The following is a 26,865-nucleotide window of genomic DNA, read 5'->3' as shown; positions in this document are numbered from 1 at the left end:
GGACCGATCGGGTCCTGCGATTCATCCCCTGCCAGGTGCCTCGTTTTTGATCGGAGCTTTGGTTCTGTCGGTTCTGGCGCTGGGGCTCGGCCTGCCGTTGTCGGGACCGGTAGCGACAACCCTGTCCTGCCTGGCCCTTCTGGTGTTCGGGCTTCCACACGGCACACTGGATCTTGAACTCATTCGTGCCCGCGCGTCCGGTCCCTGGACGGGCATGGCCACTCTGGTCCTGATCTATCTTTCCCTTGCGGCGTCGATGTATGGCCTGTGGCGAGTAGAGCCGGTCCTTGCGCTCGCCGCCTTCATCGCCATTGCCGTCGTGCATTTCTCAGAGGACTGGCAGGGCGCGGGCTCGAGCCTCTTGAGAGCCGGCCTGGCGCTGGCTCTGTTGTCTGCCCCGACCCTGTTTCACCGTGCTGAACTGGACACGATCTTCATCGGGCTGACCGACCGGGTCGAGGCGACCATGGTCACCGATGCCTTGACGCTGGTTTTGCCCATGGCGATCGGGGTGGGCCCTATCGCCATTGCGTCCCTGTGGCAGGCGGGCCGGCGTCCGCAAGCCCTCGGTGGGCTGGCAGCGCTGACAGGAATGATCGTCCTGCCGCCGCTCGTGGGATTCGCCCTCTATTTCTGCCTGTTCCACTCGCCGCGCCACTTTCGCGAAAGCCTCGCGACCCTGTCCTGGCCGAACCTTGGAGACTGGGGGGCTGTGGTCCTGCCGCTCAGCCTTGCGGCGGGGGCAGTCGCGGTTCTGATCTTCGGGCTGGAACTCAGAACCGCCCTTCCCGACCGGATCATGGCGGCCAGCTTCATGACGCTGTCGATCCTGACCGTGCCGCACATGCTGGCGCCGCTGATCATCGCCCGACTGTCTCGCCAGGACGCATGTCCAATCGCCAACCCAATCGCTTGAGCCAAGCTTCTGACTGGAGAGAGTCATGAAAATCAAAGACAGACCCGAGTTTCGCAGCAAGGCCGCGGTCCTGACCTTTGGTCCAGAGGCGCTGGTTGCCGAAGCGGTCGCGGTGATGAGCGAGAAAAACTACGGCGCTGCGGTCATCGTCGACGCCGATCGCAGGCCGCTCGGCATCGTCACAGAGCGCGATTTCATGCGTCGTCTGCTGAACGAGGGATTGAACCCCAACGAAACGACGCTTGCACAGATCATGACGGTGGACCTCAAGACGGCCCGCGCCGACGACGATCTGCTGGACTGGTTGCGCCTGATGTCCAATGAGCGGTTCCGTCACCTTCCGGTCGTCGATGACCAGGGCGTTATCATCAGCATGATGAGCCAGGGTGACTTCGTCAGCTACACTTGGCCGGAGTTGATCGGTCGGCTGGGAGAACAGGCCAGGGCCACTTTCGACGTCAGTCCGTCAATCGTGCTCATGGTCGCCGGTTTCGCTGTCTTCGCCGCATCGGTCGTAACGATCTTTACCCAGCTTCGCTGACCGGGCCTGTGGTGAACCAGCGCCACAGGACGGAGACACGATCCGAAACGAGGGACTTCAGGCGTCGACACCTGACCTTCACCCCTCGTTAACCACGATCCCGCATCCCTCTGTGAATGCACAATCTCGTCGCAGCCGTCGAAGCGATCGATCCGCTGGTCGTCACCGGCAAGGTGGCGGGCGTCAGTGGCCTGCTGATCGAGGCGCGGGGGGGGCTGAGCCGGCTTGCGGTCGGGGCCCGTGCCGAGATCAGCCGACGCGGCGCGACGCCCCTGCCCGCCGAGGTCGTCGGCTTCCGCGATTCTAAGGCGCTCCTGATGCCTTTCGGTCCGGTCGAGGGCGTGGCTCCCGGTGCCGACATCCACATCATCGGCCAGGCCGCGTCGGTCAATCCGACCAAGGCCTGGCTGGGCCGGATCATCGACGCCTTCGGCCAGCCGATCGACGGCAAGGGACCACTTCCCCAGGGGCCCGCCCCCTACCCGTTGCGCGCCTCCCCGCCCCCGGCCCATTCGCGCGGCCGGGTGGGAGAGCGCCTGGATCTCGGCGTCCGCTCGATGGACGTCTTCACCACGACGTGCAGAGGCCAGCGGCTGGGCATCTTCGCCGGCTCCGGCGTCGGCAAGTCGGTGCTGTTGTCGATGCTGGCGAAACAGGCGACCTGCGACGTGGTCGTGGTCGGCCTGATCGGCGAACGGGGCCGGGAGGTCCGCGAGTTCATCGAGGAGACCCTGGGCGAGGAAGGCCTTCGTCGCGCCGTCGTCGTCGTCGCCACCTCTGACGAGCCCGCCCTGAAGCGCCGTCAGTCCGCCTATATGACGCTCGCCATCGCCGAGTATTTCCGCGACCAGGACCTCGAAGTCCTCTGCCTGATGGACTCGGTCACCCGCTTCGCCATGGCCCAGCGCGAGATCGGCCTGGCCGCCGGCGAACCGCCGACGACCAAGGGCTACACCCCCACCGTCTTCACCGAACTGCCCAAGTTGCTGGAGCGCGCGGGGCCCGGGCCGGTCCGCCCCGATGGCACCACGGCCGGGCCGATCACCGCCCTGTTCACCGTACTGGTGGACGGTGGCGATCATGACGAGCCCATCGCCGACGCCGTCCGAGGCATCCTCGACGGCCACATCGTCATGGACCGCAAGATCGCGGAACGTGGCCGATTCCCCGCCATCGACGTGCTGAAGTCCGTCAGTCGGACCATGCCTGCCTGCCAAACGCCTCCGGAGCGCGAGCTGAACAAGCGCGCCCGCCAGTGCCTGTCGGCCTACGCCTCGATGGAAGAGCTGATCAAGATCGGTGCCTATCGCGCCGGGGCCGACCCGATCACCGACAGGGCCATCGCCCTGAATCCCGCGCTGGAGGCCTTTCTGGGCCAGGACAAGGACGACGCCACGCGTCTTTCCGATTCCTTTACCCGCCTGGAGGCAATTCTGAATCAGGGCATGGTGCAGTGAACCACGCCCGCTGGAGTAAAACTGCATGACCGCCTGGGCCCATTCGCTGATCCGGATCTCCAACTACGAGGTCGAGACGCTGCAGAAGCGCCTGGCCGAGATCTCGAGCCGCAAGGTCTCTGCCGAGATGCGACTGGCTGTGCTTGATGCCGAGGTCGAGGTGGAACGCGAACGCGCCCGCGCCGACGTCGAGGCCGGTCTGCTGCTTCAGGCCTATCTGGCCGGCTGGAAGGCCCGCAAAGGTGCCGCCGAAACCAATCTCGTCGCTCTCGACGCCGAGGAAGAAGGTGCCCGCGACGCCCTCACCGGTGCCTATTCGGAGCTGAAGAAGTTCGAACACGTCGCCGAGACCACCCGCCTCAACGCCCTCATAGCCGCCGGCAAGCGCGAGACCGCTGCCTTCGACGAGATGGGTCTGCGTCGCCGTAGCGCCTGAGAGCCTGCGCGGCATGATCGACCGCCGCGCCCTGCTCGCCTCCGCCCTCGCGCTGACCGCCTGTGACAAGAACGCCTCCGCCGCACCCGCGATCGCGGCGACCCCGCTGAAATCCATCGCGCCCTTCCCGATCGGGACCTCGGCCATGACAGGGCAGTTCGAGGATCGGGCCTGGGTCGATCTCTGCCTGACCCACATCTCGCAGCTCACGCCGGAGTGGGAGATGAAGATGGAGTACATCCTCTCGGAGACCGGCGACTACCGCTGGAACGCGCCCGACCGGATCGCCGACTTCTGCACCACCCACGGCCTGCGCCTCTTCGGCACCACCCTGATCTGGTACTCGCAGGACAGCGCCTTCTTCCGCTCGCTCGACCCGGCGCGATTCCGCACCGAGTATGACCGCTATATCGCCACCGTCGCTGGTCGCTATCGCGGCCGCGCCACCGGCTGGGACGTGGTGAATGAGGCCGTGGCCGAAGACGGGAACGGTCTGCGGTCCTGCCTGTGGTCCGAGGCCCTGGGTCAGGACGGCTATATCGCCCGCGCCTTCGAACAGGCGAAGCTGGCCGATCCCGACGCGGTCCTGTTCCTCAACGACTACAATCTGGAAAACCTGCCAGCCAAGGGCTCGACCTTCCTCCGGCTGGTCGAGCGGATGCTGAAGGCCGGCGTGCCCATCGGCGGCATCGGCACCCAGTCCCACCTCGACATCGAAATTACCGCCGGCCAGACCGCCGCCTTCTTCCGCGAGGCTGCCCAGTTCGGTCTGCCGATCCATGTGTCGGAACTGGACGCGTCGCTTCGGTCCGAGAGCCGGATCGACACCCGCTCCCGGCGTCAAAAGATCGAGCAACAGACGGCCCGCGTCACCGAACTGACTTCGGCCTTTATGGACCTGCCGGCCGCCCAGCGTTTCGCCTTCACCGTCTGGGGCCTGCGCGACACCGACAGCTGGCTGCGGCGCGACGCCCGCGACGACGGCAAGGACAGCCCCTTGCTGTTCGACCCGGCGGGAAGGCCGAACCCGATGTTCGAAGCGGTTGCCGGGGCGATCAGACCCTGAGGTCTATGGCCTTTGCCGCCTATTGCGGGCCGCTGGTCGTGCCGACCGGGGAGCCGGTGATCTGGGAACAGGGGACCGTGTCGGATCCTGAATGTCCGTTCTCGCAGGTGTGGTTCAGCCAGACCGTCTTGTCGGTGTAGCTGTGGCTATGGTTCAGCAGCCCGTCGCCGTGGCTTTCGATCCAGGCGGTTGCGGCCCCCGCCCTGAAGTTGGCCTCCTGAGCGCTCGTCTCGGCGCGTTCGAGACGCGCCGCAAGGGCCGCAATCCGGGCCTCCAGGTCGGCGATACGCGGATCCTGGAGCACGGCGTTGTCCGGGAGGGTCCGGATCTGCTGGCCGGGAAGCAGTCGGATCTGGGCCTGGGTCCCGGTCGCCATAGACAGGAAGGTACAGGCCAGGAGGAGTGTTGCGCCGCGTCTCATCGGAATGCCTTTCAAGGGCTGAATATCCGTTGACGAAGATATCACCGGTCGACGAATAACCCTAACGCAGCGGAACCTTGATCCATGCGTTAAGAGTGGCCGTGGTCGCCCCGCCCACCCGACGAGGACATGATTGTGAAACATCCGCTGTTGGCCGTCGGTGCGGCCCTGATGACGACCGCCTGTTCGACGGTCGGCGTGCGATCCGGCACGGAAGAACCCGCCTATCAAAGCGTAGCAACCGTCGGGGGGATCGACATCCGCCTGTATGGCGAGCGGATTGCCGCCCAGACCGTGGTGACGGGCAACAGCGACGCGGCCCGCAACCAGGGCTTTCGACGGCTCGCAGGCTATATCTTCGGCGGCAATGCGCAGCGAGCCTCCATCGCCATGACAGCCCCGGTCTCACAGGCCGGAACGGGCGGGTCGCAGACGATCGCCATGACTGCGCCCGTGGCCCAGACACCGTCCGGGGTCGACCGCTGGACAGTCCAGTTCTTCATGCCGGCGGCCTATACGATGGCCGAACTACCGGTTCCGAACGACCCGTCCGTCGAGCTGGTTGTCGTTCCCGCCGAAACCTATGCGGTGGTGAGGTTCGGCGGCATCGGCTCGGTGCGCGCCGTGGAAACGCACAAGGCCCAGCTGATGGCCGGACTGGCCGGCAGCGGGTGGACTGTCCGTGGGGAGCCGGTCGTCTGGTTCTATGATCCGCCCTGGACCCTGCCACCGATGCGCCGCAACGAGGTCGCGGTGCGGGTCGAACGGAGGTAGCGCGGGCAACCCGATACTACGGCCTGACCCGCATCGCTGAACAGCAAAGCGCCTGCCGGTTCCCCGGCGGGCGATTCGATCTGGCCTGAGGCTTGGCCATGCCGGGCGACGGCGACTGTTCGGGTGGCGGGAGATCGATCAGAAGCCTTGCGCCTCCGGGTCCATCCGCCAGACGCGCCAGCTTTCCAAAACCGACCACGCCGCCGCGATCAGGACGCCGATGAGCAGGGTCATCAGACCGGCAGGCTGGGGGGCGAACGGAGCGGCCGCGAGCGTCGCCAGGCCTCCGAAGAAGAGAAGCCGTCCCGCCAGTCTGTTTGATCGGTCCCAGGCGAGGCGGCTTTTGAACGCCCAAGGTGTGCGAACGCCTACGAAGGGGTTCGGAGCGACGCGACCAAGGAAGGCACCCAGCAGTGTGAAGGTGAGGGCCAGACCGACCATGAGACCGCCCTGCGGCGGTGCAGCCCCGTGACTGGCCAGGCTGAGCGCGAGAATCAGGCCGGCTGCGGCGGCGAACGCGGCCAGAAGAATGCCCTGGGCCACAGCCAAGCCGCGGCGCTTCGACGAGCCAGCCTCGTGTCGCGACGCCTGGCGGCCGAGCGCCAGCGAAAGCGCCAGGCCGACGCCAGCCAGGATACCGAGCCCCAGACCGACATCGCGACGGGTCCCCCATGCATCTGCGACGCCCTCGATACTGAAATGGACCGGCAGTAGCCCCGTCGGCCCCTGGACGGCGACGAACAGGCCGATGCCTGCGATGGCGGCGCACACCGCCACGCTCAGGGAATCGAGAAGTGAAATGGACCGGGTCATTTCCGAACTGTCTCCTTGCTTTCGAGGTCTGGAACGGGCGCGTCGCGTCCCGTTCCGGCGATGTCCAGAAGAAAGGCGAGGCCCTCCTCCACGGCGGAAATTTCGAGGCTGTAGCGGATCGTCTGGCCGTCACGCTCGGTGCTGGCGAGGCCGGCTTCCTTGAGGGCGGTCAGGTGCCCCGTGATCGTCGGCCAGCTCATGTCGAAGGCCCCGGCGATGTCGCCGGAGGTCAGCGGGCCGGACCTTAGCATCGCAATGATGCGCCGGCGCACAGGATGGGACAGAGCCTTGAATACGGCGTTCATAGGCAGATCCTTAATTAGGAGTTATCCTAATTGCAAGTCTGGCTGTATGTTTCGCGATCGACGATCGGCCAAACGAAGACGCCCGCCGGTTCCCCGGCGGGCGCTTAAGATGGCTTTGACGTCTAATCCGATCAGGCGGCGGCGCTGGCCGGGGCGGCGACGGTGCTTTCCGACGGGTCGCGCAGCACATAGCCGCGGCCCCAGACGGTCTCGATGTAATGCTTGCCGCCTGCGGCCGTGGCCAGCTTCTTGCGCAGCTTGCAGATGAAGACGTCGATGATCTTCAGTTCGGGCTCGTCCATGCCGCCGTACAGGTGGTTGAGGAACATTTCCTTGGTCAGGGTCGTGCCCTTGCGGAGCGAAAGCAGCTCCAGCATCTGGTATTCCTTGCCGGTCAGGTGGACGCGGTGACCGTGCACCTCGACCGTCTTGCCATCCAGGTTCACGGCGATCTCGCCGGTGTGGATGATGGCCTGGGCGTGTCCCTTGGAGCGACGGACCACGGCGTGGGTGCGGGCGATCAGCTCGTCCTTGTGGAAGGGCTTGGTCATATAGTCGTCGGCGCCGCCGCCGAAGGTCTTGACCTTGGTCTCGATCTCGGTCGAGCCCGACAGGATCATGACCGGCGTGTTGACCTTGCCGACGCGCAGCTGGCGCAGGACTTCCAGGCCGCTCATGTCGGGCAGGTTCAGGTCAAGAAGAATGAGATCGTAGTCATAGATCTTTCCCAGATCGATGCCTTCTTCACCCAGGTCCGTCGTGTAGACGTTGAATCCCTCCGACTTCAGCATCAACTCGATGCTCTGCGCAGTCGCATGATCGTCTTCGATAAGCAGAACGCGCATTCATGCCCCTCCAGGCAAAAGCTAGACCATATGACCCGGCGCCTACGTCCGGGTAACCTTGTTCGAGAGTTAACCCGCCGAACCCTTAAGAAGCATTAACGGCACCCCATGAAGGCGAATCTGGGGTGATTTGCGAATCGCGTCGAGACTCCATGAGTCAACGATTCGAATTTTTTCGCCGGTCGTCGTCTGAGTGCGCCTGATGCGCCTTCATTGAAATCGCTGTCGTCCCGCCACAACTGGAGGTGCGACCGATCCTGACGTCACAGCGGACCATATTCCTAGCATGGCCATCGCCCGCCCTTAGCATGGCGGTTGCGCATCGGCCGGGGAGGACCGCCTTGTACACACCCTATCGGATCATCGTGCCGTCGCAGGATCGAGACCGGGCCGACCTGACCGTCCATGTGGTGGCGATGCGGCTGGGAACGCCGATGGAGACCCTGACCCGCAAGGGCCGCTTGTCGCTGCCGGCGCTTCGGGTCCGGCACGTGTCGCTCTATCTCGCCCATGTGGCGCTGGGCTGGACGCTCGAACGCGTGGGTCACGCCTTTGGCCTGAACCGCCAGACAGTGTCGCGGGCCTGCTCCCGGATGGAGGAGGCGCGCGACGAACCCCACCTGAACGACCTGCTCGACGAACTGGCGGCCACCATCCTGGGCCTGTGCGAGGCCCCGCCGGTCACCGACCTGCCGGAGGTGGCGTGAGCGACCCGGCCACCCGGGCGCGCGGTCTGATGGCGCGGGGCGGCTGGATCGACATCGCGGCGTCGGACGGAAGCTACGCCCTGCGGATCGGCGGCGACCGCCGGGCGCGGGCAGCCATGACAATGAACGAGGCGACCTTCCGCGCGCTTGTCGAAAGGCCGGGTCTGAAGGCGCGCAAAGGCGGCGGCTGGGTTGAACGCTCCCACCGGACAGAGCCGCCCACCGCAGGGCACGGCGCGCCCGGCCGGATCGAGGGGGAGCGCGCCATCATGGAGCCCGACGGCCGCCTGATCCTGCGCCGCGCCAATCTGGGGGAGAGCCCGATCGCCTGGCTGGCCCGCCGCAAGGACGCCGAGGGCCGCCCCTGGCTGACCCCTGCCGAGATCGCGGCCGCAGAACGGCTCAGGCTCGACGCAGAGCTCGCACAATCCGGTCCATCCATGACCATGCGCTGGGACGCCCTGCCCCGCACGGGCGGGAGCGGCTCGTCGGCCCGCGTCGAACCCGGCGACTGCGCCCTCGCCGCCGGACGTCGCACAGCCCTCGCGCTCGCATCGATCGATCCCCGAACGCGGGCCCTCGTCGAACAGGTCTGCATCCGCCAGGGCAGTCTGCAACTCGCCGAACAGGAGGCGGGCTTTCGACGGCGCGAGGGCAAGACGGTTCTGAAGTCGGGGCTTCTGGCCCTGGCCCGGCACTACGGCATCGGGTGATCAGCCCGCCGCCATCGCTTCCTGCCGGATCCGTCCGACCATGGCGTTCAGTCCGTTTGCCCGCTGCCGTGTCAGGGCCTGTGGCAGGCCGAGCCGGTCCAGCGCCGCCTTCGCGTCGAAGGCCAGGATCTGGTCGGCCGGGCGCCCTGAATAGAGCTTCAGCAGCAGCGCCACATTGCCCTTGGAGATCGCGCTGTCGCTGTCGGCACAGAAGGTCAGCCGGTCGGCCTCGCGCCCGGACGCCAGCCAGACCTGGGCCGCACAGCCGGGGACCTTGTTGGCCTCGGTCCGGTCGGCGTCCGGCAGGGGCACCAGATCCTTGCCCAGGTCGATGACGTAGGCGATGCGCTGTTCCCAGTCCTCCAGCACCTCGAAGTCCTCGGCCAGTTCGTCCAGGGTCGCCTCGATGCTGTCGGCCGGTTCAGTCATAACCAGCCAGATAGGGCGCGCGCGGATTAACGACAACCGGCCCGTCCATCCCCGGGTATCGGCCAAGCCGCCCCCCGCCCGAGTCGCCTCTTGCGGGTGCGGGCTTTAGACGACTCGGCTGCAACGCTAGTCTCGCCGGTCGGCACCCTCCCCATATGGCCCCTCGCCCCGGCCGCCCGGACACCTGTTTGACCTCAGTCGCCCGCCCCAATCCGGACGCCTCTCCGCCGCCCGCGCGCGCGATGGGCGAGGGCCTGTCGGCCTTGACGGCCTGGCATGCGGCCTGGGCCGTAGGCGCGATCCTTTCGCTGGTGGCCGGCGCGACCCTGGGCTGGCTCAGCGGTTTGGCGATCTACGGCGCGGCGGCCATGGCCGTACCCGGCCTCGCGGGTCTCGCCCTGGTGTGGCGAGACGGCACGGGCGAGCGGTCGCTCCTGCTGGTGGTCTGGACCCTGGCGGCCCTGTGCGCCGCCATGCTGTCCGGTGGGCTGGCCGGACCGCTTGTCGGTTGTGTGGGCATGCCCTTCGTCGCCGCCCTGGCGCTCGGCGGTCGCAGCCATGGAGTCAGACTGGCCCAGGCCGGCGCGGTCGGATCGGGCGTCGTGGCCCTCGGTGGCCAGTTCTCCGCCCTGTTCGTCGGCCCGCCGCAAAGCCAGCCCCTGCCCGCCGCGATCTCCGTCGTCCTCGCCATGGCTTTCGCCGTTCTGGCCGTGAGGCTGGCGTGGAGGCTCCGCGAAAACAGGCTGAACGCCGCCGAAGCCATGACCCTGCGGGTCGAGACCCTGCTGGCCGCCCAGCCGGCACTCACCCTGGTGCTCGAGCCGGCCGGCCGCGTCCTGGCCGCCTACGGTTCCGCCCCGCCCGCCCTGGTGCCTGAGGCCCTGTTCCAGACCGGCCTGTTCGCTGCCGTCCACGCCCCCGACCGTCCCGCCGTCCTCGCCGCCATCGACCGCGCAGTGGCAGGCCACGAAGGCCAGGCCCAGTTCGCACCGCGCATCGCGCTCGACCGCCGCGTCAATCTGATCATTCGCCGGATGGACGACGGCGAGGGCGGTCCGCGCCTCATCGCCCAGGCCTTCGACGCCACCCGCCAGTTCGCCACAGAGATCGGCCTGGAGGCCGCCCGCGCAGAGGCCGAGGCCCGCGACAGCGGCAAGACCCGTTTCCTGGCCAACATGTCCCACGAACTGCGCACGCCGCTGAATGCCGTGCTCGGCTTCTCCGACATCATGCGCCAGCGCCTGTTCGGCCCCCTGCCCCAGAAATACGCCGACTACGCCGACAGTATCCACGAGGCCGGCGGCCACCTGCTGGACCTGATCAATGACGTCCTCGACGTGTCCAAGATCGAGGCCGAACGCTACGAGCTGTCGCGCGAGACCTTCGACGCCCGCGAAGTGGTGTCCGCCGCCGTCGCCCTGGTCCGTGTCACGGCGATCGACAAGGGGGTCGGCCTGAACAGCATTGTCCCGGACGAGCTTTTGAGCGTCGACGCCGACCGCCGGGCGCTGAAGCAGATCACGCTGAACCTCTTGTCCAACGCCATCAAATTCACCCCCGCGGGCGGATCGGTGACCCTGACGCTCGAGGTCATCGGCCCGTATCTGGAGCTGGTCGTGTCCGACACCGGCGTCGGCATCGCCGCCCGCGACCTGAAGCGCCTCGGTCGCCCGTTCGAACAGGCCGGCGGCGTCGAACAGAAGGTCCAGGGCACCGGCCTCGGCCTGTCTCTGGTCCGGGCCCTCGCGGAATTGCACGGCGGCCGGATGAGCCTGGATTCGACCCTGGGCGAGGGCACGGCTGTCACGGTGCGGATGCCGGTCGCGGTCGCGGTCCGCCCGGTCGCACCCGAAGGCGGGGCGGAGATCATCCCGCTGAATGCGGGTGGCTAGGCCCTTCCCCCTCCTCTGAAAGGGTCAGGAGACGGCTTCAGACCGTCCCCAGCGCCACGAACGCCCGCGCTGCTGCGAAATCCCCGGCCTCGAACGTCGCAGTCGCGACGCTGCCGTCGCGGAACAGGAATTCGATCAGGAAAGGCTCGCGCGGATCGAGTCGCGACAGCCGGTCGCCGGCCGTCGACGGGAAGTACCAGGTCTCGCCCTGGGTCCGGCCGGTCACCAGCAGGGTGGCCGCGGCTGGCGCGGTTCCGGCGGACCAGGCCTCCTGACGCGCGCTCTCGGGCGGCAGGACCGCACGGCCGGCGGCGGTCAGCCAGGGACGGGCGGCCAGGGCCGGATCGCGCATCACCATCCGCGCCGCATAGGGACGCGGACGCCCCACGAAGGACACGACGGCCGAAAGGGTCTCGCCGCCGGACACATTGCCTGAGCCCGGCGCGGCGGCGCTGAGACCAAACCGCACCGGAGAGGCGCCGGTGACCGAAGTCTGCACCAGCCGCCAGGTCGCGACCTCGCGGCGGACACGATCGGCGGTCCAGGTAGCGTGGTCGCCGTTGAAATCCATCCGCGGAATCCGCTGCCAGCCGTCGAAGGCGTCGGCGACCCGGTCGCGCACCATGGCAAGTTCGGGGTTGGCGCAAGAGACCTGACGCGCCCGCGACCGGGCCCGGTTGGCGGTGGCCTGAAGCGTCGCCTCGGTCGTGCCTGCGCGCAGGGCCGCGCCTCGCGACTGCAGGGTCGCGGCCGACAGGGCTCCCGCGACCGGTCCGCGGAACAGCCGGCATTTCTCGTGTGCGGCCAGGACGAAGGTCCGGTCGTAGAAGGTCCCCGTGCCGTCGGCGAAGGCGGCCACGGGCGTCGTCGCCATCAGAATGGCGGCGGTCATGGCTCTGGCGGTGCGGGTCGAAAGGCCTATCCTCATGAGCCCACCGTAGCGCCGCGTCGTTCCGGTCCCGTTTCCGAGCAGGGTTACCGATTTGCTTCTGAACTCAGACCTGTGGGTCGGTGCCCTGATCCGCCGTGCCGGGATCGAGGGGGCCAATGCGACTGTCGTGCGCCGGGGCGACCCGCGCGCCGGGACGGTCATCGTGAAAGCCTACAACACCTCCGACCGGACGGCGCGGCTGTATTCCGAAGCCTTCGGACAGGATGGAGAGCGTCTCTGGATCCAGCCGGTCAGCGGGACCGAAAGCGAACTGGACGCCTACGTCGATCGCCAGCGCACCTATGACCCGGACATCTGGGTGGTCGAGGTGGAAGACCGCCAGGGCCGGCATTTCATCGTCGAGAAGGTTCAGGACTGAGCCCGATGCCGGTCGCAAATCCTTAACGACGTTCGGGAACCGGATCGAAAACCACTCGGGCCTAGGGTCACGACGTCGGCGAGAAACGTCGGCGACAGGCGGGTGCCCAATATGCTGTTTCTCATGAACGACGTGGTGTTCGACCTGGACGAGGCCTCTCCGGTCACGTCGGCCGATGCGCGTCGGTTCGAGAAGCTGGGCTTCGACTATCTGATGGAACTCGGCTGCGAGCTGTTCGCCGAGGACCCGCTTCTGCACCGGAACGATCCGGAGCGCGCCCGTCGTCTGGCCTGGCTGATCCACGACCGTTCGCCTGAGGTGAACGCCGCCCTGTTCGCGGCGCCCGAGACCGACTGCGATCCCGCCCTCGTCGAACCTCTGTTCTGCGCCCTGCCCGCCGCCGTGCTCGACCAGTTGTTGTCGCGCGGCCGCAAGGGCAAGCTGGACGCCGTCGCCGCCGACCGCGCTGTCTGGGGCCGAATGGCCGCCTGACGACCCGCACCGTCCGTCCCACCCACGCTTGAAGAGTCGAGCCCCGCCCACTGCCGACGGCGCGGGGCCGCAGGCGGACTGACGTGACTTTGGCGGCGTCGCGCGCTACCTCCCGCGCCCAATGTCCAAGCTGACCCTGAAAGACGAGGCCGCCCGCCGGCGGACCTTCGCCATCATCGCCCACCCCGACGCCGGCAAGACCACGCTGACGGAGCATATCCTGCTGTCCGGCGGGGCCATCCGGGCCGCGGGCGCGGTGCGGGCGCGCGGCGAGAACCGGCGCACCCAGTCGGACTGGATGAAGATCGAGAAGGAGCGCGGCATCTCGGTCAGCGCCTCGGTCATGACGTTCGAGCACGACGGCAAGATGTTCAACCTGCTCGACACGCCGGGCCACGAGGACTTCTCCGAGGACACCTATCGCACCCTGACCGCCGCCGACTGCGCCATCATGGTGCTCGACGCCGCCAAGGGCATCGAGCCGCAGACCCTGAAACTGTTCGAGGTCTGCCGCCTGCGCGACATCCCGATCATCACCTTCATCAACAAGCTGGACCGCGAGGCCCAGGACCCCATGGCCCTGCTGGACGAGATCGCCTCACGCTTGCAGCTCGATCCTTCCCCCATCTGGTGGCCGGCCGAGAGCGGCAACCGCCTGCGCGGCATGGTCGAGATGGGCACCGGCAGGTTCCAGCCCTATGCGAAGAAGCCCGCCGGTTCGAAAGAAGACGTGCCCCACCCGCTGGCCCTGCCGCTCGCCGAGGCCGGCGAATATTTCGAGGCCGGCGAACACCAGGCCCTGATGGACGCTCAGGAACTGGTCGAGGGCGGCTATCCCGCATTCGACCGCCAGTCCTTCCTCGAAGGACATATGACCCCTGTGCTGTGGGGTTCGGCCCTGCGCCACTTCGGCATCGACGAACTGTTGGCCGCCATCGGCGACTGGGCTCCGCCGCCCAAGACGATGCCGGCCCGCAAGGAAGCCCCGCCCGAGACCCGCAACGCCCCCGCCCCCGTCGAACTGACGGTCGAGCCGGGCAATGCCGAGGTCACCGGCTTCGTCTTCAAGGTCCAGGCCAATATGGACCCCAACCACCGCGACCGGATCGCCATGTTCCGCATGGCCTCGGGCAGCTTCAAGCGCGGCATGAAGCTGAAGGTCCAGAACACCGGCAAACAGCTGTCGGTGAACGCTCCCATCATGTTCTTCGCCTCGGATCGCGAACTGGCCGACGACGCCTTCGCCGGCGACGTGATCGGCATCCCGAACCACGGCGTGCTGCGGGTCGGCGACAGCCTGTCCGAAAGCGGCCTGATCCGCTTCGCCGGCCTGCCCAACTTCGCGCCCGAAATCCTCCAGCGCGTCCGGGTCAAGGATCCGCTCAAGGCCAAGCACCTGAAGAAGGCGCTCGACGGCCTGGCCGAGGAAGGCGTCACCCAACTGTTCCGTCCCGAGATCGGCGCAGACTTCATAGTCGGCGCCGTCGGTCAGCTGCAGTTCGAGGTCATGGCCGACCGTCTGGGCGAGGAATACGGGCTGGAGGTCATCTTCGAGCACAGCCCCTATGCCGAGGCGCGCTGGATTGACGGGGATAAAGCCGACATCGAGGACTTCATGGGCAAATACCGCGGCCAGATGGCCCGCGACATCGACCAGGCCCCGGTCTTCCTGGCCAAGTCCAGCTGGGAGACGGGGTATGTGATGGAACGGTTCCCGAAGGTGGCCTTTACGAAGACGAAGGAGCGGGGGTAGGGCCGCATCGGGCGAACCCCCTGGGGCTGTCATGTTTCGTCAGCCGAATTCAACCCTGAACCTCGGCCTTCCGCCTTCGTTTTGTCGCCCGGACGTGGTCGACAGGAAGTCATGATCGTTCGAACGAAGACTTGCGGAACGGCACTGATCCTGGCGAGCGGCGTCCTGCTGCTGGGCAGCGGTGCATGGGCTCAGCAGAGCCAGAGCTCGGCCACGACCCGATCGCTGAACGCCGCCCCGGCGCAGTCGACGCTGTCGACCCGGCCGAACGCCCAGCCGCCTGTGGCCGTCCGACGCCCCCGGGCGACGCGTCCGGTGCAATCCGGCGACCGCACCCTCGAAGACTTGCTGGGAGCCACCAGCGAGAATGTCGCGGAAAGCCCGGAGGGCTCGACCGGCGTCACCCTGGCCCCCGGCCAGACCGAGCCGGATCCCATCCCGATGACGCTCGGCTACTATGTCCGGGGCGACAAGGACTGCGAACAGGTCTGGCCCGGCGAGGGCGACCTGGCCTTCCTGACGCCGACGTCCTTCACCATCGACTACGGCGGCTGCGAGCCCGGCCGGTTCCTCCAGACCGGCCCCAACAGCTGGGGCGAGGAACAGCGTTGCCGGACCGAGCGCGGCGGCGATGCGGGGGCCTACAATGTGACCTACGAGGTGCTGGGCACGGACGTCATCAAACGGCAGGCCCGTCTGGGCGATGACGTCGACACTGCCGAGGACGACCTGTGGAACTTCTGCCGCCTCGAGGACGTGCCCGAGAACGCCCGCTTCGGTTCCTAGCTGGGCGACGGTGCCGGAACGGTCGCTGTCTGGGGCCGGATCTCGAACATCGGCAGGAAGATCTGCAGCAGCGGCCCGTTTGACAGGGCGTAGGCCACCGTGCCGACACCGATCGTGCCGCCCAGAATCCAGCCCAAGATCAGGACCAGCCCCTCGATCGCCATCCGCACCCAGCGAACCTCCCAGCCGGTCACACGCACGCCGCCGGTCGTCAGCCCGTCACGCGGTCCCGGCCCCAGGCCCGCACCGATATAGGCCCCGGCCGCCACGCCATTCAGCAGGATGGCCGCGATCAGGAACCCGATCTGCAGCCCCAGCCCGTGGATCTCCGGCAGGACATGCAGGCTCACGTCCGCCGCCGTGCCGATCACCAGCACGTTGCAGATCGTCCCCACGCCCGGCTTCTGCCTCAACGGAATCCAGATCAACAGCACCAAGGCGCCGACGATGTTGACGATCAGGCCCAGGCTGAACCCCGTCATCTCCGACAGACCCTGATGGAAGACGCTCCACGGATTCAGCCCGAGGTCGGCGCGGACCATGAGGGCCAGCGACATCCCGTACAGGAGCAGGCCGATCTGGAGCTGGATGAAGCGACGGATGAACATGCGGCTACGCTAGATCAACCGGCCTTGCAATCCATAGCCACTTTGGCGACGGTGGCCCTATGTCCGGCGTCGTCAATCTCAATAGCCTGTCCCGCCATCTCGGCGACTGGCGTGCGTCCGGCGCGGAGGACGTCGCCTATCGCAGCCTGGCCGACGCGCTGAAGGGTCTGGTGCTCGACGGTCGCCTGCCGCTCGACGTCCGCCTTCCAGGCGAACGCCGCCTCGCCGAGGCGCTGGGCGTCAGCCGCATCACGGTCAGCGCGGCCATGGACCGGCTGCGCGGCGACGGCTTCCTGACCAGCCGCGTCGGCGCGGGAACCTATACCGCCCTGCCCTTCCGCCGCGCCGAACGGCTGGAAGGCCTGTTCCACGTCGCGCCTGGGCCGGAGGTCGTCAACATGGCGACGGCGGTCCTGCCTGCCGGGGCGCACGTTCACGCCGCCTACGCACGGGCGCTGGAATCCCTGCCGCCCCACCTGCCGGGCCACGGATACGATCCCGTCGGCCTTCTGCCGCTCAGGCGCGCAGCCGCAGACACCTATGACCGTGCCGACCTGCCGACGACCCCCGATCAGATCGTGGTCACGGCGGGTGCCCAGAATGGCCTCGCCATACTTCTCAGAGCTTTCGGGCGGCCGGGCGACGCGGTGGTGATCGACCACCCGACCTATCCCCACGCCATTGAGGCCATCGTCCGGGCCGGGATGCGGCCTGTGCCCGTGGCGATGACATCCGCCGGCTGGGACATCGACGGACTGGTCGCCACGATCGAGCGGGTCCGGCCCCGACTGGTCTATCTGCTGGGCGCCCACCAGAACCCGACCGGCCACGTCATGGGGGCCGGGGACGAGGCGAAGGTCGCGCGAGCGGTCGCACAGATCGGCGGTTTGATGGTCATGGACGACACCCAGCGCGAGCTGTGGTTCGACCGGCCGCCCCCTCCACCCGCGGCACCGGGCCCGCACGTCGTCCGCATCGGCTCGATGAGCAAGACCTGGTGGGGCGGCCTGCGGATCGGCTGGATCCGGGCCGAGATCGAAGTGGCCGATGCCGCCGTGCGGGCACGGGCCTCGCTGGACCTCGGCGCGGCGGTGATCGAACAACTGGCCGCCGCCCACCTGCTGGCTGGAGACCAGACACCCGTGGTCGAGCGACGCGCTGCACTGGCCGCGCGGGAGGCCGTGCTTCACGCGCGGCTGGCTCAGGTTCTGCCGGACTGGAAGACGACCCGCCCGACAGGCGGCCTGTCGCTGTGGGTCGCCCTGCCCCGCCCGGTCGTCGGCACCCTGGTCACGGAGGCCCAGAAGTCCGGAGTCATCATCGCGCCGGGCACCCGCTTCGGTGTCGACGGCGCCTTCGACCGGTTCGTCCGCCTGCCCTACTGCCTGCCAGAGCGAGAGCTCGAGGCGGCGGTCGACGCCTTGGCGGAGGCCTGGAGCCGGATCGGTGACCGCCCGGCCCGGCGCGCGAGGACGCCTGAGCCGGACGTGTTTTGAAGGCTTACGCCTCCGCCGTCTCCAGGAACGGATAGTCAGTGTAGCCCTTGGCGCCGCCGCCGTAGAATGTGGCCTTGTCGGGAGCGTTGAGAGGCGCGTTCCGCTTCCAGCGTTCGACCAGGTCGGGATTGGACAGGACCGGCACGCCCGAGCTGATCAGGTCGGCGCGACCCTCAGCGATGGCCTTTTCGGCCAGTTCGCGGGTCAGGCCGCCGTTCAGCATGACCGGACCGCCGAAGGCTTCGCGCATCTTCGCCGCCAGCTTCGGCGCGCCTTCCCAGCCGGCCATGGCCGTCCCGGGCTCCCCCTCGATGATGTGCAGATAGGCGAGACCGAAGGGCTTCAGGGCACCGGCCGCATGGACGAAGATCGTCTCCGGGCTGGAATCCCGCGTTCCGTTCGATCCGTTGGACGGCGACAGCCGCACTCCGACACGGTCCGCGCCCCACACCGCGACCACGGCGGCCACCACTTCGAGCAGGAAGCGCGACCGGTTCTCCACCGAGCCGCCATAGCTGTCGTCGCGCTGGTTCGAACCGTCCTTCAGGAATTGGTCGATCAGATAGCCGTTTGCGGCATGGACCTCGACCCCGTCGAAGCCGGCCTGTTGGGCCATCCTGGCGGCGTGGACGTAATCGCCGACGATGGCCTTGATCTCCTCGACCGAAAGGGCGCGAGGCGTCTCGAACGGCGTCAGGGAGAAGTCACGCTTCATCGCATTGCCGACCGCGGCGATCGCCGAGGGCGCAACGGCCTGGCCGCCGTCGGGCTGGTAGTCCGGGATCGACACCCGACCCACATGCCACAGCTGGGCGACCATCTTGCCACCCCTGGCGTGGACCGCGTCGGTGATGGCCTTCCAGCCGGCGACCTGGGCGTCGGTGAAGATGCCGGGCGTGTTGGGATATCCCTGACCCGACTGGCTGATCTGGGTGGCCTCGGAGATGATCAGGCCGGTCGAGGCGCGCTGGGCGTAGTATTCGACCGCCAGAGGGTTCGGGACCTCGCCTGCGATCGCCCGGCTTCGGGTCAGGGGCGCCATCGCGATCCTGTTCTTGAGATGGATCGCGCCGAGGTCGATGGAGTCGAAGAGGATCGTCATATGAAACACCTGGTGTTGCGGTCACGGTCAGGTAGGCACCGCCATTCGAAGGCGCAACACCCGACTATGGAACCGGGTTGCGGCGTCGGGTTTGCTAGACAAGGAGGTGAACGCCTGAGACGGTCCCGATACGGGACGTGCGGAGACTAACGACGTGGCCATGTTCGAGTTCGGCAAGGATATGAAACGGCTCTTCGTGCAGGCGCGCGAAAGCGATGACCTCGGCTGGCTGGAGCTGATCGGCGTCAACCTGCTGGCGCGGGAGGCCAGGTCCCTCACCACTGACGGCGGCCGCGTCTCCTGCTCGCGTCCGTCCCGGACTTGGAATCGCGCCTCCATCCTGTGGCGCGAACACGCCCGCCGCACCGGCGCTCCCGACAGCATCGCCCGCGCTCTCGCCACCGCCGAAGACGCCTTGAAGGCCGCGCGCACGGAGGACGAGCGCGCCCGTGCCATGCTGGCCGGCGCCCAGGCCCTGATTATAAAGTTCGACCTGTTCGGCGACCGCGACGCCGTGGTCCAGGCCGCCGAGATGGTGCGCGACGCGACGTCGAAGCGCCTGCCGACCCTGGCCTCTTGCGCCGGCGTCCATGCCCGTATCCGCGCCCGTCAGGCCCGTCTCAGCGAGAAGTCCAACGACCGTCAGGACGCCGCCGCACTGATGGACGCGGCCCTGCACGCCCTGACGAAACACAATCCGCTCGAGGCCGACGATCTGCGGCTGGACGCCGCCGCCCTGGCGCTGGAAGGCGGAATCATCCAGCGCGACGCCCGCCTGCTGGACCGGGCCGGCCGCGACCTTACCGCCCTGGTGGAGGCTTCCTCGCCGGACACCCGCCCCCTGACCCGCGCCCGCGCGCTGGCCCTGTGTGCCGCCGGCCTCTCGGCGCTGGCAGCCATGGCGAACGACGACGCGGCGATGGAGACCGGGCACGAGATGTTCGAAGCCGCCGCCGACCAGTTCTTTGTCGATCACAGTCCGCTGGACTGGGTCGCCATCCAGATCGCCCGTTCCATCGATCCGGCCGCGCCGATCGAGCCGATCCGCCAGTCCGTCGCCCTGACCACCGGCCGGGGCACGATCCTCGGCGCACTGGCGCTGGACCTGCTGGTGGCACGCGAAATCGACGCGGCGGCCGCCGCCGGCGACTTGCCAGAACTCACCCGGATCGAGACCCGCGTCCGCCGCCGCCTCGCCGACCGCACCGGCGCACCCTCGGCCATCGACTGGGCCGTGGACCAGATGGCCATGGCTCGCCTCATGATCGCCCGTAGCGACCTGATGGGCTCCGACCCGGATCAGGCCGCCTTCGTCCTCGCCGAAGCCGCCGAGGCCGCCCGCGACCACGGCGTTGCGGTCATCGCCGACCGCGCCCAGGGGCTGATGATGGGGCTACCCGTCAGAGCGTAGAAGCGTGGTTTTCGGACGATTTCATCGACGCGGATTGAACCGTTCTCCCTGGAAGCGTCACCTATGTGCCGATGACGAGATCGGACACAGGACGAACCACCACCACCCGGCGGCTGTTGGACGAGTATCTCGTCGTGGCGGCTCAGGGCGGGGATCGACGCGCCTTCTCCGATCTGGTCCGACGCTGGCAGCCGCGACTGGTCGCCCACGCCTGGCGGCTCCTGGGTGACGGCGAAGCGGCCCGCGACTGCGTTCAGGCGGCGTGGCTGGAGATCGCCCGCGGGCTGACCGGCCTTCAGGACGAGCGCTCCTTTCCTGCCTGGGCTTACAGGATCGTCTCGCGCCGCTGCGCCAGGGATATCGCTTCCAGCCGACAACGCCGGGACATCTCGCGCGCCGCCGCCGCCGAGCCGGAACCCGTGCACGACGATCTCGACTTCGAGGCCCGCGACGATGCCCGCCGTTTGCACGCCGCCATAACGACGCTGCCGCCGGCCCAACGCGCCGCAGTCGCCCTGTTCCATTTCGAGGACCTCGGCATCGCCGAGATCGCCGTGGCCCTCGACGTACCTGCGGGCACGATCAAAACCCGCCTCATGCATGCCCGTCGCGCCCTGCGCGCCGTGCTGGAAGGAGATAAAAATGACCCGGACTGACGACATTCTCGACAATGCAATCACCCTGGAGGAACGCGAACTGCTACGCCGGATCGGCGACGACACCAGCCATGTCGATCAGGCCCTGTCCCTGTTCGCAGGACGGTCCGGCTGGGTCAGCGTGGTGATTCTGGCCGCCCAGGCGGTGATGTTCGTCGCCGGGCTTCTGACGGGCTGGCGGTTTTTCCAGGCGGACGATGCTCTCTCGGCCTTGCACTGGGGACTGCCGGCCGCCGTGCTGCTCATCATGGCGTTGATGCTGAAGCTGGCCCTGTGGCCGACCATGCAGGCCAATCGCATCCTGCTTGCGCTCAAGCGTCTGGAACTGATGACCGTTCAGAGGGGCGCGGTCTGAAGCGCTCCTACCCACCCATCGCCACGAAGGCCCCGTTCAGGAAGCCCGGCTTGGCATAGGTCAGCGGCTGGCCATCGACCCCGAGCACCCGCCCCCCGGCCGCTTCCAGCACGGCCTGCCCCGCCGCCGTATCCCACTCCATCGTCGGGCCGGTGCGCGGATAGGCGTCGAAACGACCCTCGGCGATCAGACAGAATTTCAGCGACGAATCCGTACCCTGCCATTGGCTGCAGCCGTGGCGGGCGGCGAGGCGGGCCGCCTCCTCGTCGGTGACGCTGTGGCTCAACAGTGCGAACCCCTCGTCCGGCCGGTTGCGTACCCGGATCGCGCGCCAGGCGTCGCCGTAGCGGCGCATCTGGGCCCCGCCGCCGGGTGCGGTGCGCCAGGTCAGCGAGGTCGCCGGTGCCGAGACGACGCCGACTGTCGGACGGTTTCCCTCGACCAGGGCGATGTTGACGGTGAAGCTCTCCTTGCCCTGGACGAACCCCTTGGTCCCGTCCAGCGGGTCGATCAGCCAGAACCGCTCGGCCGCGCTCTCCGGCTTGCCGTCCGCCTCCGACTGTTCCTCGGCCACGGCCTGGACTTCCGGATAGAGGGCGGCGAGCCGCGACAGGATCAGGGCCTCCGCCTTCTGGTCCGCCAGCGTCACCGGGCTGTCGTCGGCCTTGGAGAAGACCTCTCCGCCCGCACGCCAGAAGGGCAGGATGACCGCGGCGGCTTCTTCAGCGATGTCGGCAAGGGTGTCGTGCAGGGTGCCGGAGGCGAGGTCGGAAGAAAGTCTGTCGGTCATGGGCTGGGGATAGCGGATCGCGGACGGTTTCGCGACGGGCCAAATCACGCGAGGGTGACGACTGATCCAGAAGTCCACGATGAGCCCGAGACCCGCATGACCGACGCCGCCTTCCCCGCCCAGTCTGGTTCGCAGTTGGCCGATCTGCCCGTGGACGGCCCCGAACTCGCCAGCCTCATCGCCGCCAAACTCTGCCACGACTTCATCTCGCCGTCGGGCGCGATCATGTCGGGTCTCGACCTTCTGGACGACCCGACGGCCCAGGACATGCGCGATGACGCCATGGGCCTGATCGCCGACAGTGCGAAAAAGATGGTCGCCCTGGTCCAGTTCTGCCGCGTCGCCTTCGGGGCTGCGACGACCGCCGAGCGATTCACGGGTGCCGAGCTGACGTCCCTGGTCGACAATGTCGTCGCGGGCGGGCGCGCGACCCTGGCCTGGAACCTGGGAGAAGGTGACTTCGGCAAGCCCCAGGCCCGTGCTCTCGTTAACCTGGCCTATCTGACCGTCGGCGCCCTGCCGATGGGCGGGGCCGCGACGGTCGCCGTGCGGCGCGAGGGCCCGCAACTGGTGATCGAGGGCGTCGCCGAGGGTGCGCGGGCCCGGCTGAAGGCCGAGGCGGCGACGGGTCTGGCCGGCCTGCGCCTGACCGAAGGCCTCGCGGGCCAGTGGATCCAGCCCTACTGGCTTTGGCTGACAGCCGATCAGGCTGGCGGCACGCTGACGGTCGAAGCTGTGGAAGGCCGCGTCTCGATCACGGCACGGATGCCGACTTAATCCCGAATCCCAACACCTCGTTAACCGCCCGGAAGCGATATTGGCGGTTGAAGCGGCGCGTGATTCCGACCGCCGGGAGACAACCGCGTTGGACATCCGCACCTGCCTGATCGTCGACGACAGCCGGATCATCCGGAAGGTCGCGCGCCGCATCGTGGAAGGTCTCGGCTTCGAGGTCGATGAAGCGGCGGACGGCGTCGAGGCGCTCTCCTACTGCACGGGCATGATGCCGGACGTCGTTCTGCTCGACTGGAACATGCCGGTGATGGACGGCCTGACCTTCCTGCGTCGGCTGCGGGCCTCCCCCGGAGGCGACAAGCCCAAGGTCCTGTTCTGCACCATCGAGACGGCTCCGGACCGTATCGCCGAGGCCCTGTCCGCAGGGGCCGACGACTACGTCATGAAGCCGTTCGACAGCGAGATCCTGCACTCCAAATTCTCTGAAGTCGGAGCGGTCTGAAGCCCGTCATGACCCGCGCAGTAGTTGTCACATGATCCAGGACGACTTCGACCGTCTACAGGCCCTGATGGTCTCGCGCGCCGGCTTCCGGCTGGGGCGCGACCGTATCCATCTGGCGGAGCACCGGCTGGCACCGGTCGCCCGCCGCGAAGGCTTCGACAGCGTCGACGACATGCTGGCCAGCCTCTGGGCCAAGCCTGTGGCCAGCCTCGGCTGGGCGGTCATCGAGGCCTTGCTGAACCCCGAGACCTGGTTCCGCCGCGATCGCACCGTGTTCGACACATTCGCCCGCGAACTCCTGCCCGCCATCGGCCACGCCCGGACCGGGGGTCTGGTGCGCGTCTGGTGCGCCGGCTGCTCCCACGGACAGGAGCCCTATTCGCTCGCCATGGCCGCGCTGGACAACGGCGCCAATGTCGAGATCGTCGCCACGGACCTGTCCCAGCGCGCGGTCGAGCGCGGACGCTCGGGCACCTACACCGCCTTCGAGATCCAGCGCGGCCTCTCGGCCCGGACCATGCTTGACTGGTTCGACCCGGCGGACGACGCTTGGGTGGCCAAGCCGGCCCTGCGCGACGCCGTCCGCTTCGCCCGGCACAACCTTCTGGACGCGCCTGCCGACGGAGCCCGGTTCGACGTCATCCTGTGCCGTAACATCCTCTCGGAGATGGACCCTGGCAAACGCGGCCAGGTCGTGGACGGTCTGGAGCGACGGCTGATGGACGACGGCGTCCTGATCCTGGGTGCCGACGAGCGGATCGAGGGCGACACGGTCGCCTTCCGGCCCGTGACCGGCCGCCAGGGTCTGTTCGTCAAGGCGCCCTCCGCCCTCAGCCGGGCGGCCTGATCCCGGTCGACACGGCCCGGCTCGGGGCCCTATGGTCAGCGAAACGTCGAGGGGGATTCACGATGCGGTGGGCGCTGTTTCTCGGATCGCTGGCGGTCGCTCTCCTGATCGGCGTCTGGGCCCTCCAGGTCCCCGCCCCGCGCGGAACCGAAACCCCCGCAGTCGACTTTTCCGCCGCGCGGGCCATGACCGACGTGCGCGCCATCGCAGCCCGCCCCCACCCCGTCGGATCGGCCGACCATGCACGGGTGCAGTCGTATCTGTTCGGCCGGATGACGGCCCTCGGCCTTGCCCCGGCGCTGCAAGCGGGAGCCCTGTCCCCCGAGACCATCAATCGGCTGATCCAGTGGGGCGGCGACCCGGCGGCGGCGGGCAATCAGGCAGTCAATATCGTCGGCGTCCTGCCCGGCCGAAACCCGACCGCCGCCGCCGTCCTGATGATGGCCCACTACGACAGCGCCTGGGACTCTCCAGGCGCGGCCGACGACGGCGCCGGCGTCGCCGCTGTTCTTGAAGCCGTCCGGGCGATCAGGGTGCGCGGCCCGGCCGACCGCAGTCTCGTCGTCCTGCTCACCGACGCCGAAGAGCTGAACCTCGACGGCGCCCGCATCTTCTTCTCCGAACATCCCCTGCGCGACCGCATCGGAGCGGTGGTCAATCTCGAGGCCCGGGGCGGCGGCGGACGCGCCTTCATGTTCGAGACAGGGCGAGGCAACGAGGAGACCATCGACCTGTTCAGCCGGGCCGCGCGCCGGGCCGACGGCGGCGCCTCTTCCAGCTCCCTGTCCATCTTCGTCTACGAGAACATGCCGAACGGCACCGACTTCACCATCCCCAGGAACCGGGGCATCGGCGGGGTCAATTTCGCCTTCATCGGCCGCCCGTCCCAGTACCATTCCCCCACATCCACCCCGGACAACCTCGATCAGGGCGCGGTCCAGCACATCGGGTCCCAGGCGCTCGAGGCGACCGACGCCCTTATCCGCGCCGACGCCCTTCCGGTCGCGGGCCGCAACGTCGTCTATGGCGACTATCTGGGCCTGTTCACCATCGTCCACTCGCTGGGTCTAGGCTGGAGCCTTCTGGCGATCACCGCCGGGCTCGGCGCCTTCGCAGCCTGGGGCGCACGTCATGCAACCCGGCTGACCGCGGCCGACGTCGGACGTGGCATGCTGTCGGGCCTCTGGGTTCTCGCCATGGGGATCGTGATCGCCGGCGGCGTCCGCGTGCTGGCCGGACCACTCTCGTCCCGGGCCGAGTCCGCCGATGTCTACTATACCCTGCTGCGTCGTCTGCCGTGGATGGAGGCCGGGACCGGTCTGGCGATGGCCTCGATCGCCCTTGCCCTGCTGGCCGGACGTCAGGCCCTCGGGCCGAAACTGCTGGCCGGCGTCGTCCTTGCGGCCGTGGTCGCCAGCCTCGCGCTGGGCGGATTCGATCCAGTCGTCCTGGGCGTCGGCGGCGTCGCCATCGCCCTCACCGCCTGGCCGCAGAGCGCTCCGAAAACCGTCTGGGGCGGCTGGCTCGGCCTGATCGCCCTGATCTTCGTCCTCGGCTGCGTGGCCCAGGCCGCAGCCCCCGAGGCCGCTCTGATCCTGATTTGGCCGGGCCTGCTGGCGGCGGCCGCGGCGGCGGCCTGCGCCGTCGTCGGCGCCCGTCTCGAGAGCCCCCGCTCACTGATCCCGGCGGTCGTCGCCACAGTGATCGGCGGGGCCTGGATCCTGAACCTGTCGCACCAGGTCTTCCTCGGCGTCGGCATGGACCTGCCCGGCGTCCTGGCGCTGATGACGGTGCTGGTCCTGCTGTTCCTCGCCCCCCTCGCCCCGCGCGAAAAGGGCACCCTGGCCGCAGCGGCTGCCGCCTGCCTGATCCTTGCCTGCGGCCTGTCCCTGACCGCCCGCTTCGCCGAGCCCGCGCCGCCTGCCGCCGCCGACGGCCCCACTTAGGACCCCGCTAACCCTGCCGTTTAAGCGGAACGCAAAGCCGCTGCGGTAACAGGGTCGCCATGAACCTGATTCACGCCCTCCAGGACAACACCGATCCCAACTCGCTGGTGTCGCGCTTCCGCCGCGCCCGCGCCAAACGAATCGTCGATCTGATCACCCGGATCCATGCCGCGAAGGGCGAGGTGAACATCATCGATCTGGGCGGCGAGGCGAACTACTGGAGCCTGTTCGATTCCCGATTTCTGCAGGCGTCGAAGGTGCGGATCACCCTGGTCAATCCGGGCGGCATCGACGAGGTCGCCGACCCTCGCCTTTTCACGGTCGTCGACGGCGACGCCTGCGCCCTGCCGCAATATGCCGACCACGCCTTCGACCTGGTCCACTCCAACAGCGTCATCGAGCACGTCGGCGACTGGACCCGCATGGAGGCTTTCGCCGCCGAATGCCGCCGGCTGGCCCCGCATTATTACGTCCAGACACCCTATTTCTGGTTCCCGGTGGAGCCCCACTTCTCGGCCCCCTTCTTCCACTGGCGCTCGGAACAGAGCCGCGCCCGCTCGCTGCTCAAGCGTCGCCACGGCTTCTCGCAGAAGGCGCCCGACATGGGCGCGGCCATGCGCGACGTCCAGCACGCCCGCCTGCTGGACAAGGCCCAGTTCCGCTTTCTCTATCCGGACGCCGCCCATCACGACGAGGTTGTCGCCGGCCTGACCAAGTCCCTGATCGCGGTCCGGGACCTCACGTCCCACTGACGCCGGTCG

The 26,865-nt window shown here is 68.1% G+C and carries 31 protein-coding genes; 22 read left to right on the top strand and 9 right to left on the bottom strand.

The features are described 5' to 3' along the window. Nucleotides 1–46 precede the first annotated feature (46 nt). From ACW18A_RS02530 to ACW18A_RS02510, 5 genes are all read left to right on the top strand, one after another. A complete protein-coding gene (locus ACW18A_RS02530; RefSeq protein ID WP_492023249.1) occupies nucleotides 47–916 on the top strand; it encodes a Brp/Blh family beta-carotene 15,15'-dioxygenase in 870 nt (289 codons plus the stop codon). Between the two features lie 25 nt (nucleotides 917–941). Beyond that, nucleotides 942–1,457 carry a CBS domain-containing protein gene (locus ACW18A_RS02525; protein ID WP_492023248.1) on the top strand — a complete coding sequence of 172 codons (516 nt, stop codon included), beginning with the start codon at nucleotides 942–944 and terminating at the stop codon, nucleotides 1,455–1,457. A gap of 116 nt (nucleotides 1,458–1,573) precedes the next feature. Continuing rightward, nucleotides 1,574–2,914 carry a flagellar protein export ATPase FliI gene (gene fliI, locus ACW18A_RS02520; RefSeq protein ID WP_492023247.1) on the top strand — a complete coding sequence of 447 codons (1,341 nt, stop codon included), beginning with the start codon at nucleotides 1,574–1,576 and terminating at the stop codon, nucleotides 2,912–2,914. A 25-nt stretch (nucleotides 2,915–2,939) separates the two neighbouring features. Next, nucleotides 2,940–3,350, top strand: coding sequence for a flagellar export protein FliJ (locus tag ACW18A_RS02515; protein ID WP_492023246.1), 411 nt, complete (start codon nucleotides 2,940–2,942; stop codon nucleotides 3,348–3,350). Nucleotides 3,351–3,363: 13 nt separating this feature from the next. Further along, nucleotides 3,364–4,416: an endo-1,4-beta-xylanase gene (locus ACW18A_RS02510; RefSeq protein WP_492023245.1), complete on the top strand. Its 1,053-nt coding sequence runs from the start codon at nucleotides 3,364–3,366 to the stop codon at nucleotides 4,414–4,416. A gap of 19 nt (nucleotides 4,417–4,435) precedes the next feature. On the opposite strand, the gene ACW18A_RS02505 is transcribed toward ACW18A_RS02510, so the two are convergent. Next, entirely contained in the window at nucleotides 4,436–4,837 is a 402-nt protein-coding gene (locus tag ACW18A_RS02505; RefSeq protein WP_492023244.1) for a hypothetical protein, read from the bottom strand. Between the two features lie 135 nt (nucleotides 4,838–4,972). On the opposite strand from ACW18A_RS02505, the gene ACW18A_RS02500 reads away from it, so the two are divergent. Then, nucleotides 4,973–5,611 (top strand): SOUL family heme-binding protein, encoded by a 639-nt coding sequence (locus ACW18A_RS02500; protein WP_492023243.1) that lies wholly within the window; start codon nucleotides 4,973–4,975, stop codon nucleotides 5,609–5,611. 138 nt (nucleotides 5,612–5,749) lie between these two features. On the opposite strand, the gene ACW18A_RS02495 is transcribed toward ACW18A_RS02500, so the two are convergent. From ACW18A_RS02495 to ctrA, 3 genes are all read right to left on the bottom strand, one after another. Then, complete coding sequence (locus ACW18A_RS02495; protein WP_492023242.1) at nucleotides 5,750–6,424, bottom strand: SdpI family protein; 675 nt, start codon at nucleotides 6,422–6,424, stop codon at nucleotides 5,750–5,752. Beyond that, on the bottom strand, nucleotides 6,421–6,729 hold the full coding sequence (locus ACW18A_RS02490) for a metalloregulator ArsR/SmtB family transcription factor (RefSeq protein ID WP_492023241.1): 309 nt from the start codon (nucleotides 6,727–6,729) through the stop codon (nucleotides 6,421–6,423). Before ACW18A_RS02490 ends, ACW18A_RS02495 begins: the two co-directional genes overlap by 4 nt. 131 nt (nucleotides 6,730–6,860) lie before the next feature. Beyond that, nucleotides 6,861–7,574 (bottom strand): response regulator transcription factor CtrA, encoded by a 714-nt coding sequence (ctrA, locus tag ACW18A_RS02485; protein ID WP_492023240.1) that lies wholly within the window; start codon nucleotides 7,572–7,574, stop codon nucleotides 6,861–6,863. Nucleotides 7,575–7,915: 341 nt separating this feature from the next. On the opposite strand from ctrA, the gene ACW18A_RS02480 reads away from it, so the two are divergent. Both ACW18A_RS02480 and ACW18A_RS02475 read left to right on the top strand, forming a co-directional pair. Next, entirely contained in the window at nucleotides 7,916–8,281 is a 366-nt protein-coding gene (locus ACW18A_RS02480) for a chromosomal replication initiator DnaA (protein WP_492023239.1), read from the top strand. After that, complete coding sequence (locus tag ACW18A_RS02475) at nucleotides 8,278–8,994, top strand: DUF6456 domain-containing protein (protein ID WP_492023238.1); 717 nt, start codon at nucleotides 8,278–8,280, stop codon at nucleotides 8,992–8,994. The genes ACW18A_RS02480 and ACW18A_RS02475 overlap by 4 nt, the downstream gene beginning before the upstream one ends. Here ACW18A_RS02475 and ACW18A_RS02470 read toward each other — a convergent pair whose 3' ends face one another. Beyond that, nucleotides 8,995–9,423, bottom strand: coding sequence for a SufE family protein (locus ACW18A_RS02470; protein ID WP_492023237.1), 429 nt, complete (start codon nucleotides 9,421–9,423; stop codon nucleotides 8,995–8,997). A gap of 242 nt (nucleotides 9,424–9,665) precedes the next feature. On the opposite strand from ACW18A_RS02470, the gene ACW18A_RS02465 reads away from it, so the two are divergent. Next, on the top strand, nucleotides 9,666–11,315 hold the full coding sequence (locus ACW18A_RS02465) for a sensor histidine kinase (RefSeq protein WP_492024318.1): 1,650 nt from the start codon (nucleotides 9,666–9,668) through the stop codon (nucleotides 11,313–11,315). Between the two features lie 37 nt (nucleotides 11,316–11,352). On the opposite strand, the gene ACW18A_RS02460 is transcribed toward ACW18A_RS02465, so the two are convergent. Then, the gene (locus tag ACW18A_RS02460) at nucleotides 11,353–12,243 is read right to left on the bottom strand and encodes a hypothetical protein (RefSeq protein ID WP_492023236.1); all 891 of its coding nucleotides are present in this window, start codon (nucleotides 12,241–12,243) and stop codon (nucleotides 11,353–11,355) included. A 55-nt stretch (nucleotides 12,244–12,298) separates the two neighbouring features. Between ACW18A_RS02460 and ACW18A_RS02455 the strand changes: the two genes are divergently transcribed. From ACW18A_RS02455 to ACW18A_RS02440, 4 genes are all read left to right on the top strand, one after another. Beyond that, a complete protein-coding gene (locus tag ACW18A_RS02455; protein WP_492023235.1) occupies nucleotides 12,299–12,625 on the top strand; it encodes a DUF1491 family protein in 327 nt (108 codons plus the stop codon). 111 nt (nucleotides 12,626–12,736) lie between these two features. Further along, entirely contained in the window at nucleotides 12,737–13,117 is a 381-nt protein-coding gene (locus tag ACW18A_RS02450) for a hypothetical protein (protein ID WP_492023234.1), read from the top strand. A 121-nt stretch (nucleotides 13,118–13,238) separates the two neighbouring features. Beyond that, the gene (locus ACW18A_RS02445; RefSeq protein WP_492023233.1) at nucleotides 13,239–14,870 is read left to right on the top strand and encodes a peptide chain release factor 3; all 1,632 of its coding nucleotides are present in this window, start codon (nucleotides 13,239–13,241) and stop codon (nucleotides 14,868–14,870) included. Nucleotides 14,871–14,981: 111 nt separating this feature from the next. Further along, a complete protein-coding gene (locus ACW18A_RS02440) occupies nucleotides 14,982–15,656 on the top strand; it encodes a hypothetical protein (protein WP_492023232.1) in 675 nt (224 codons plus the stop codon). Here ACW18A_RS02440 and yczE read toward each other — a convergent pair. Next, complete coding sequence (gene yczE, locus ACW18A_RS02435; RefSeq protein WP_492023231.1) at nucleotides 15,653–16,264, bottom strand: membrane protein YczE; 612 nt, start codon at nucleotides 16,262–16,264, stop codon at nucleotides 15,653–15,655. The two genes, ACW18A_RS02440 and yczE, sit on opposite strands and share 4 nt — an antisense overlap. A gap of 59 nt (nucleotides 16,265–16,323) precedes the next feature. On the opposite strand from yczE, the gene yczR reads away from it, so the two are divergent. Further along, nucleotides 16,324–17,760: a MocR-like transcription factor YczR gene (gene yczR / locus ACW18A_RS02430; RefSeq protein WP_492023230.1), complete on the top strand. Its 1,437-nt coding sequence runs from the start codon at nucleotides 16,324–16,326 to the stop codon at nucleotides 17,758–17,760. A 4-nt stretch (nucleotides 17,761–17,764) separates the two neighbouring features. Here yczR and ACW18A_RS02425 read toward each other — a convergent pair whose 3' ends face one another. After that, nucleotides 17,765–18,862 (bottom strand): alkene reductase, encoded by a 1,098-nt coding sequence (locus tag ACW18A_RS02425; RefSeq protein ID WP_492023229.1) that lies wholly within the window; start codon nucleotides 18,860–18,862, stop codon nucleotides 17,765–17,767. A gap of 160 nt (nucleotides 18,863–19,022) precedes the next feature. Here ACW18A_RS02425 and ACW18A_RS02420 point away from each other — a divergent pair, with 160 nt between their 5' ends. The 3 genes from ACW18A_RS02420 to ACW18A_RS02410 all read left to right on the top strand — a co-directional run bounded on the left by ACW18A_RS02420 (nucleotide 19,023) and on the right by ACW18A_RS02410 (nucleotide 21,284). Next, nucleotides 19,023–20,273, top strand: coding sequence for a hypothetical protein (locus tag ACW18A_RS02420; protein WP_492024317.1), 1,251 nt, complete (start codon nucleotides 19,023–19,025; stop codon nucleotides 20,271–20,273). 71 nt (nucleotides 20,274–20,344) lie between these two features. Then, the gene (locus ACW18A_RS02415; RefSeq protein WP_492023228.1) at nucleotides 20,345–20,929 is read left to right on the top strand and encodes an RNA polymerase sigma factor; all 585 of its coding nucleotides are present in this window, start codon (nucleotides 20,345–20,347) and stop codon (nucleotides 20,927–20,929) included. Further along, on the top strand, nucleotides 20,916–21,284 hold the full coding sequence (locus tag ACW18A_RS02410) for a DUF6768 family protein (protein ID WP_492023227.1): 369 nt from the start codon (nucleotides 20,916–20,918) through the stop codon (nucleotides 21,282–21,284). The genes ACW18A_RS02415 and ACW18A_RS02410 overlap by 14 nt, the downstream gene beginning before the upstream one ends. Before the next feature lie 7 nt (nucleotides 21,285–21,291). On the opposite strand, the gene cysQ is transcribed toward ACW18A_RS02410, so the two are convergent. Further along, nucleotides 21,292–22,074, bottom strand: a complete 783-nt coding sequence (cysQ, locus tag ACW18A_RS02405; RefSeq protein ID WP_492023226.1) for a 3'(2'),5'-bisphosphate nucleotidase CysQ — start codon at nucleotides 22,072–22,074, stop codon at nucleotides 21,292–21,294. Nucleotides 22,075–22,170: 96 nt separating this feature from the next. Between cysQ and chpT the strand changes: the two genes are divergently transcribed. The 5 genes from chpT to ACW18A_RS02380 all read left to right on the top strand — a co-directional run bounded on the left by chpT (nucleotide 22,171) and on the right by ACW18A_RS02380 (nucleotide 26,856). After that, nucleotides 22,171–22,851: a histidine phosphotransferase ChpT gene (gene chpT / locus ACW18A_RS02400; RefSeq protein WP_492023225.1), complete on the top strand. Its 681-nt coding sequence runs from the start codon at nucleotides 22,171–22,173 to the stop codon at nucleotides 22,849–22,851. Between the two features lie 94 nt (nucleotides 22,852–22,945). Continuing rightward, entirely contained in the window at nucleotides 22,946–23,311 is a 366-nt protein-coding gene (locus ACW18A_RS02395) for a response regulator (RefSeq protein WP_492024316.1), read from the top strand. Between the two features lie 31 nt (nucleotides 23,312–23,342). Further along, the gene (locus ACW18A_RS02390) at nucleotides 23,343–24,158 is read left to right on the top strand and encodes a CheR family methyltransferase (RefSeq protein ID WP_492023224.1); all 816 of its coding nucleotides are present in this window, start codon (nucleotides 23,343–23,345) and stop codon (nucleotides 24,156–24,158) included. A 62-nt stretch (nucleotides 24,159–24,220) separates the two neighbouring features. Next, a complete protein-coding gene (locus tag ACW18A_RS02385) occupies nucleotides 24,221–26,104 on the top strand; it encodes a M28 family peptidase (RefSeq protein WP_492023223.1) in 1,884 nt (627 codons plus the stop codon). Between the two features lie 59 nt (nucleotides 26,105–26,163). After that, nucleotides 26,164–26,856: a methyltransferase domain-containing protein gene (locus ACW18A_RS02380; protein WP_492023222.1), complete on the top strand. Its 693-nt coding sequence runs from the start codon at nucleotides 26,164–26,166 to the stop codon at nucleotides 26,854–26,856. Nucleotides 26,857–26,865 lie beyond the last annotated feature (9 nt).

Source organism: Brevundimonas sp. AVps5, from assembly GCF_058681515.1.
The sequence above is the reverse complement of the archived record's forward strand: the minus strand, read 5'-3'. Positions and strand labels throughout refer to the sequence as shown.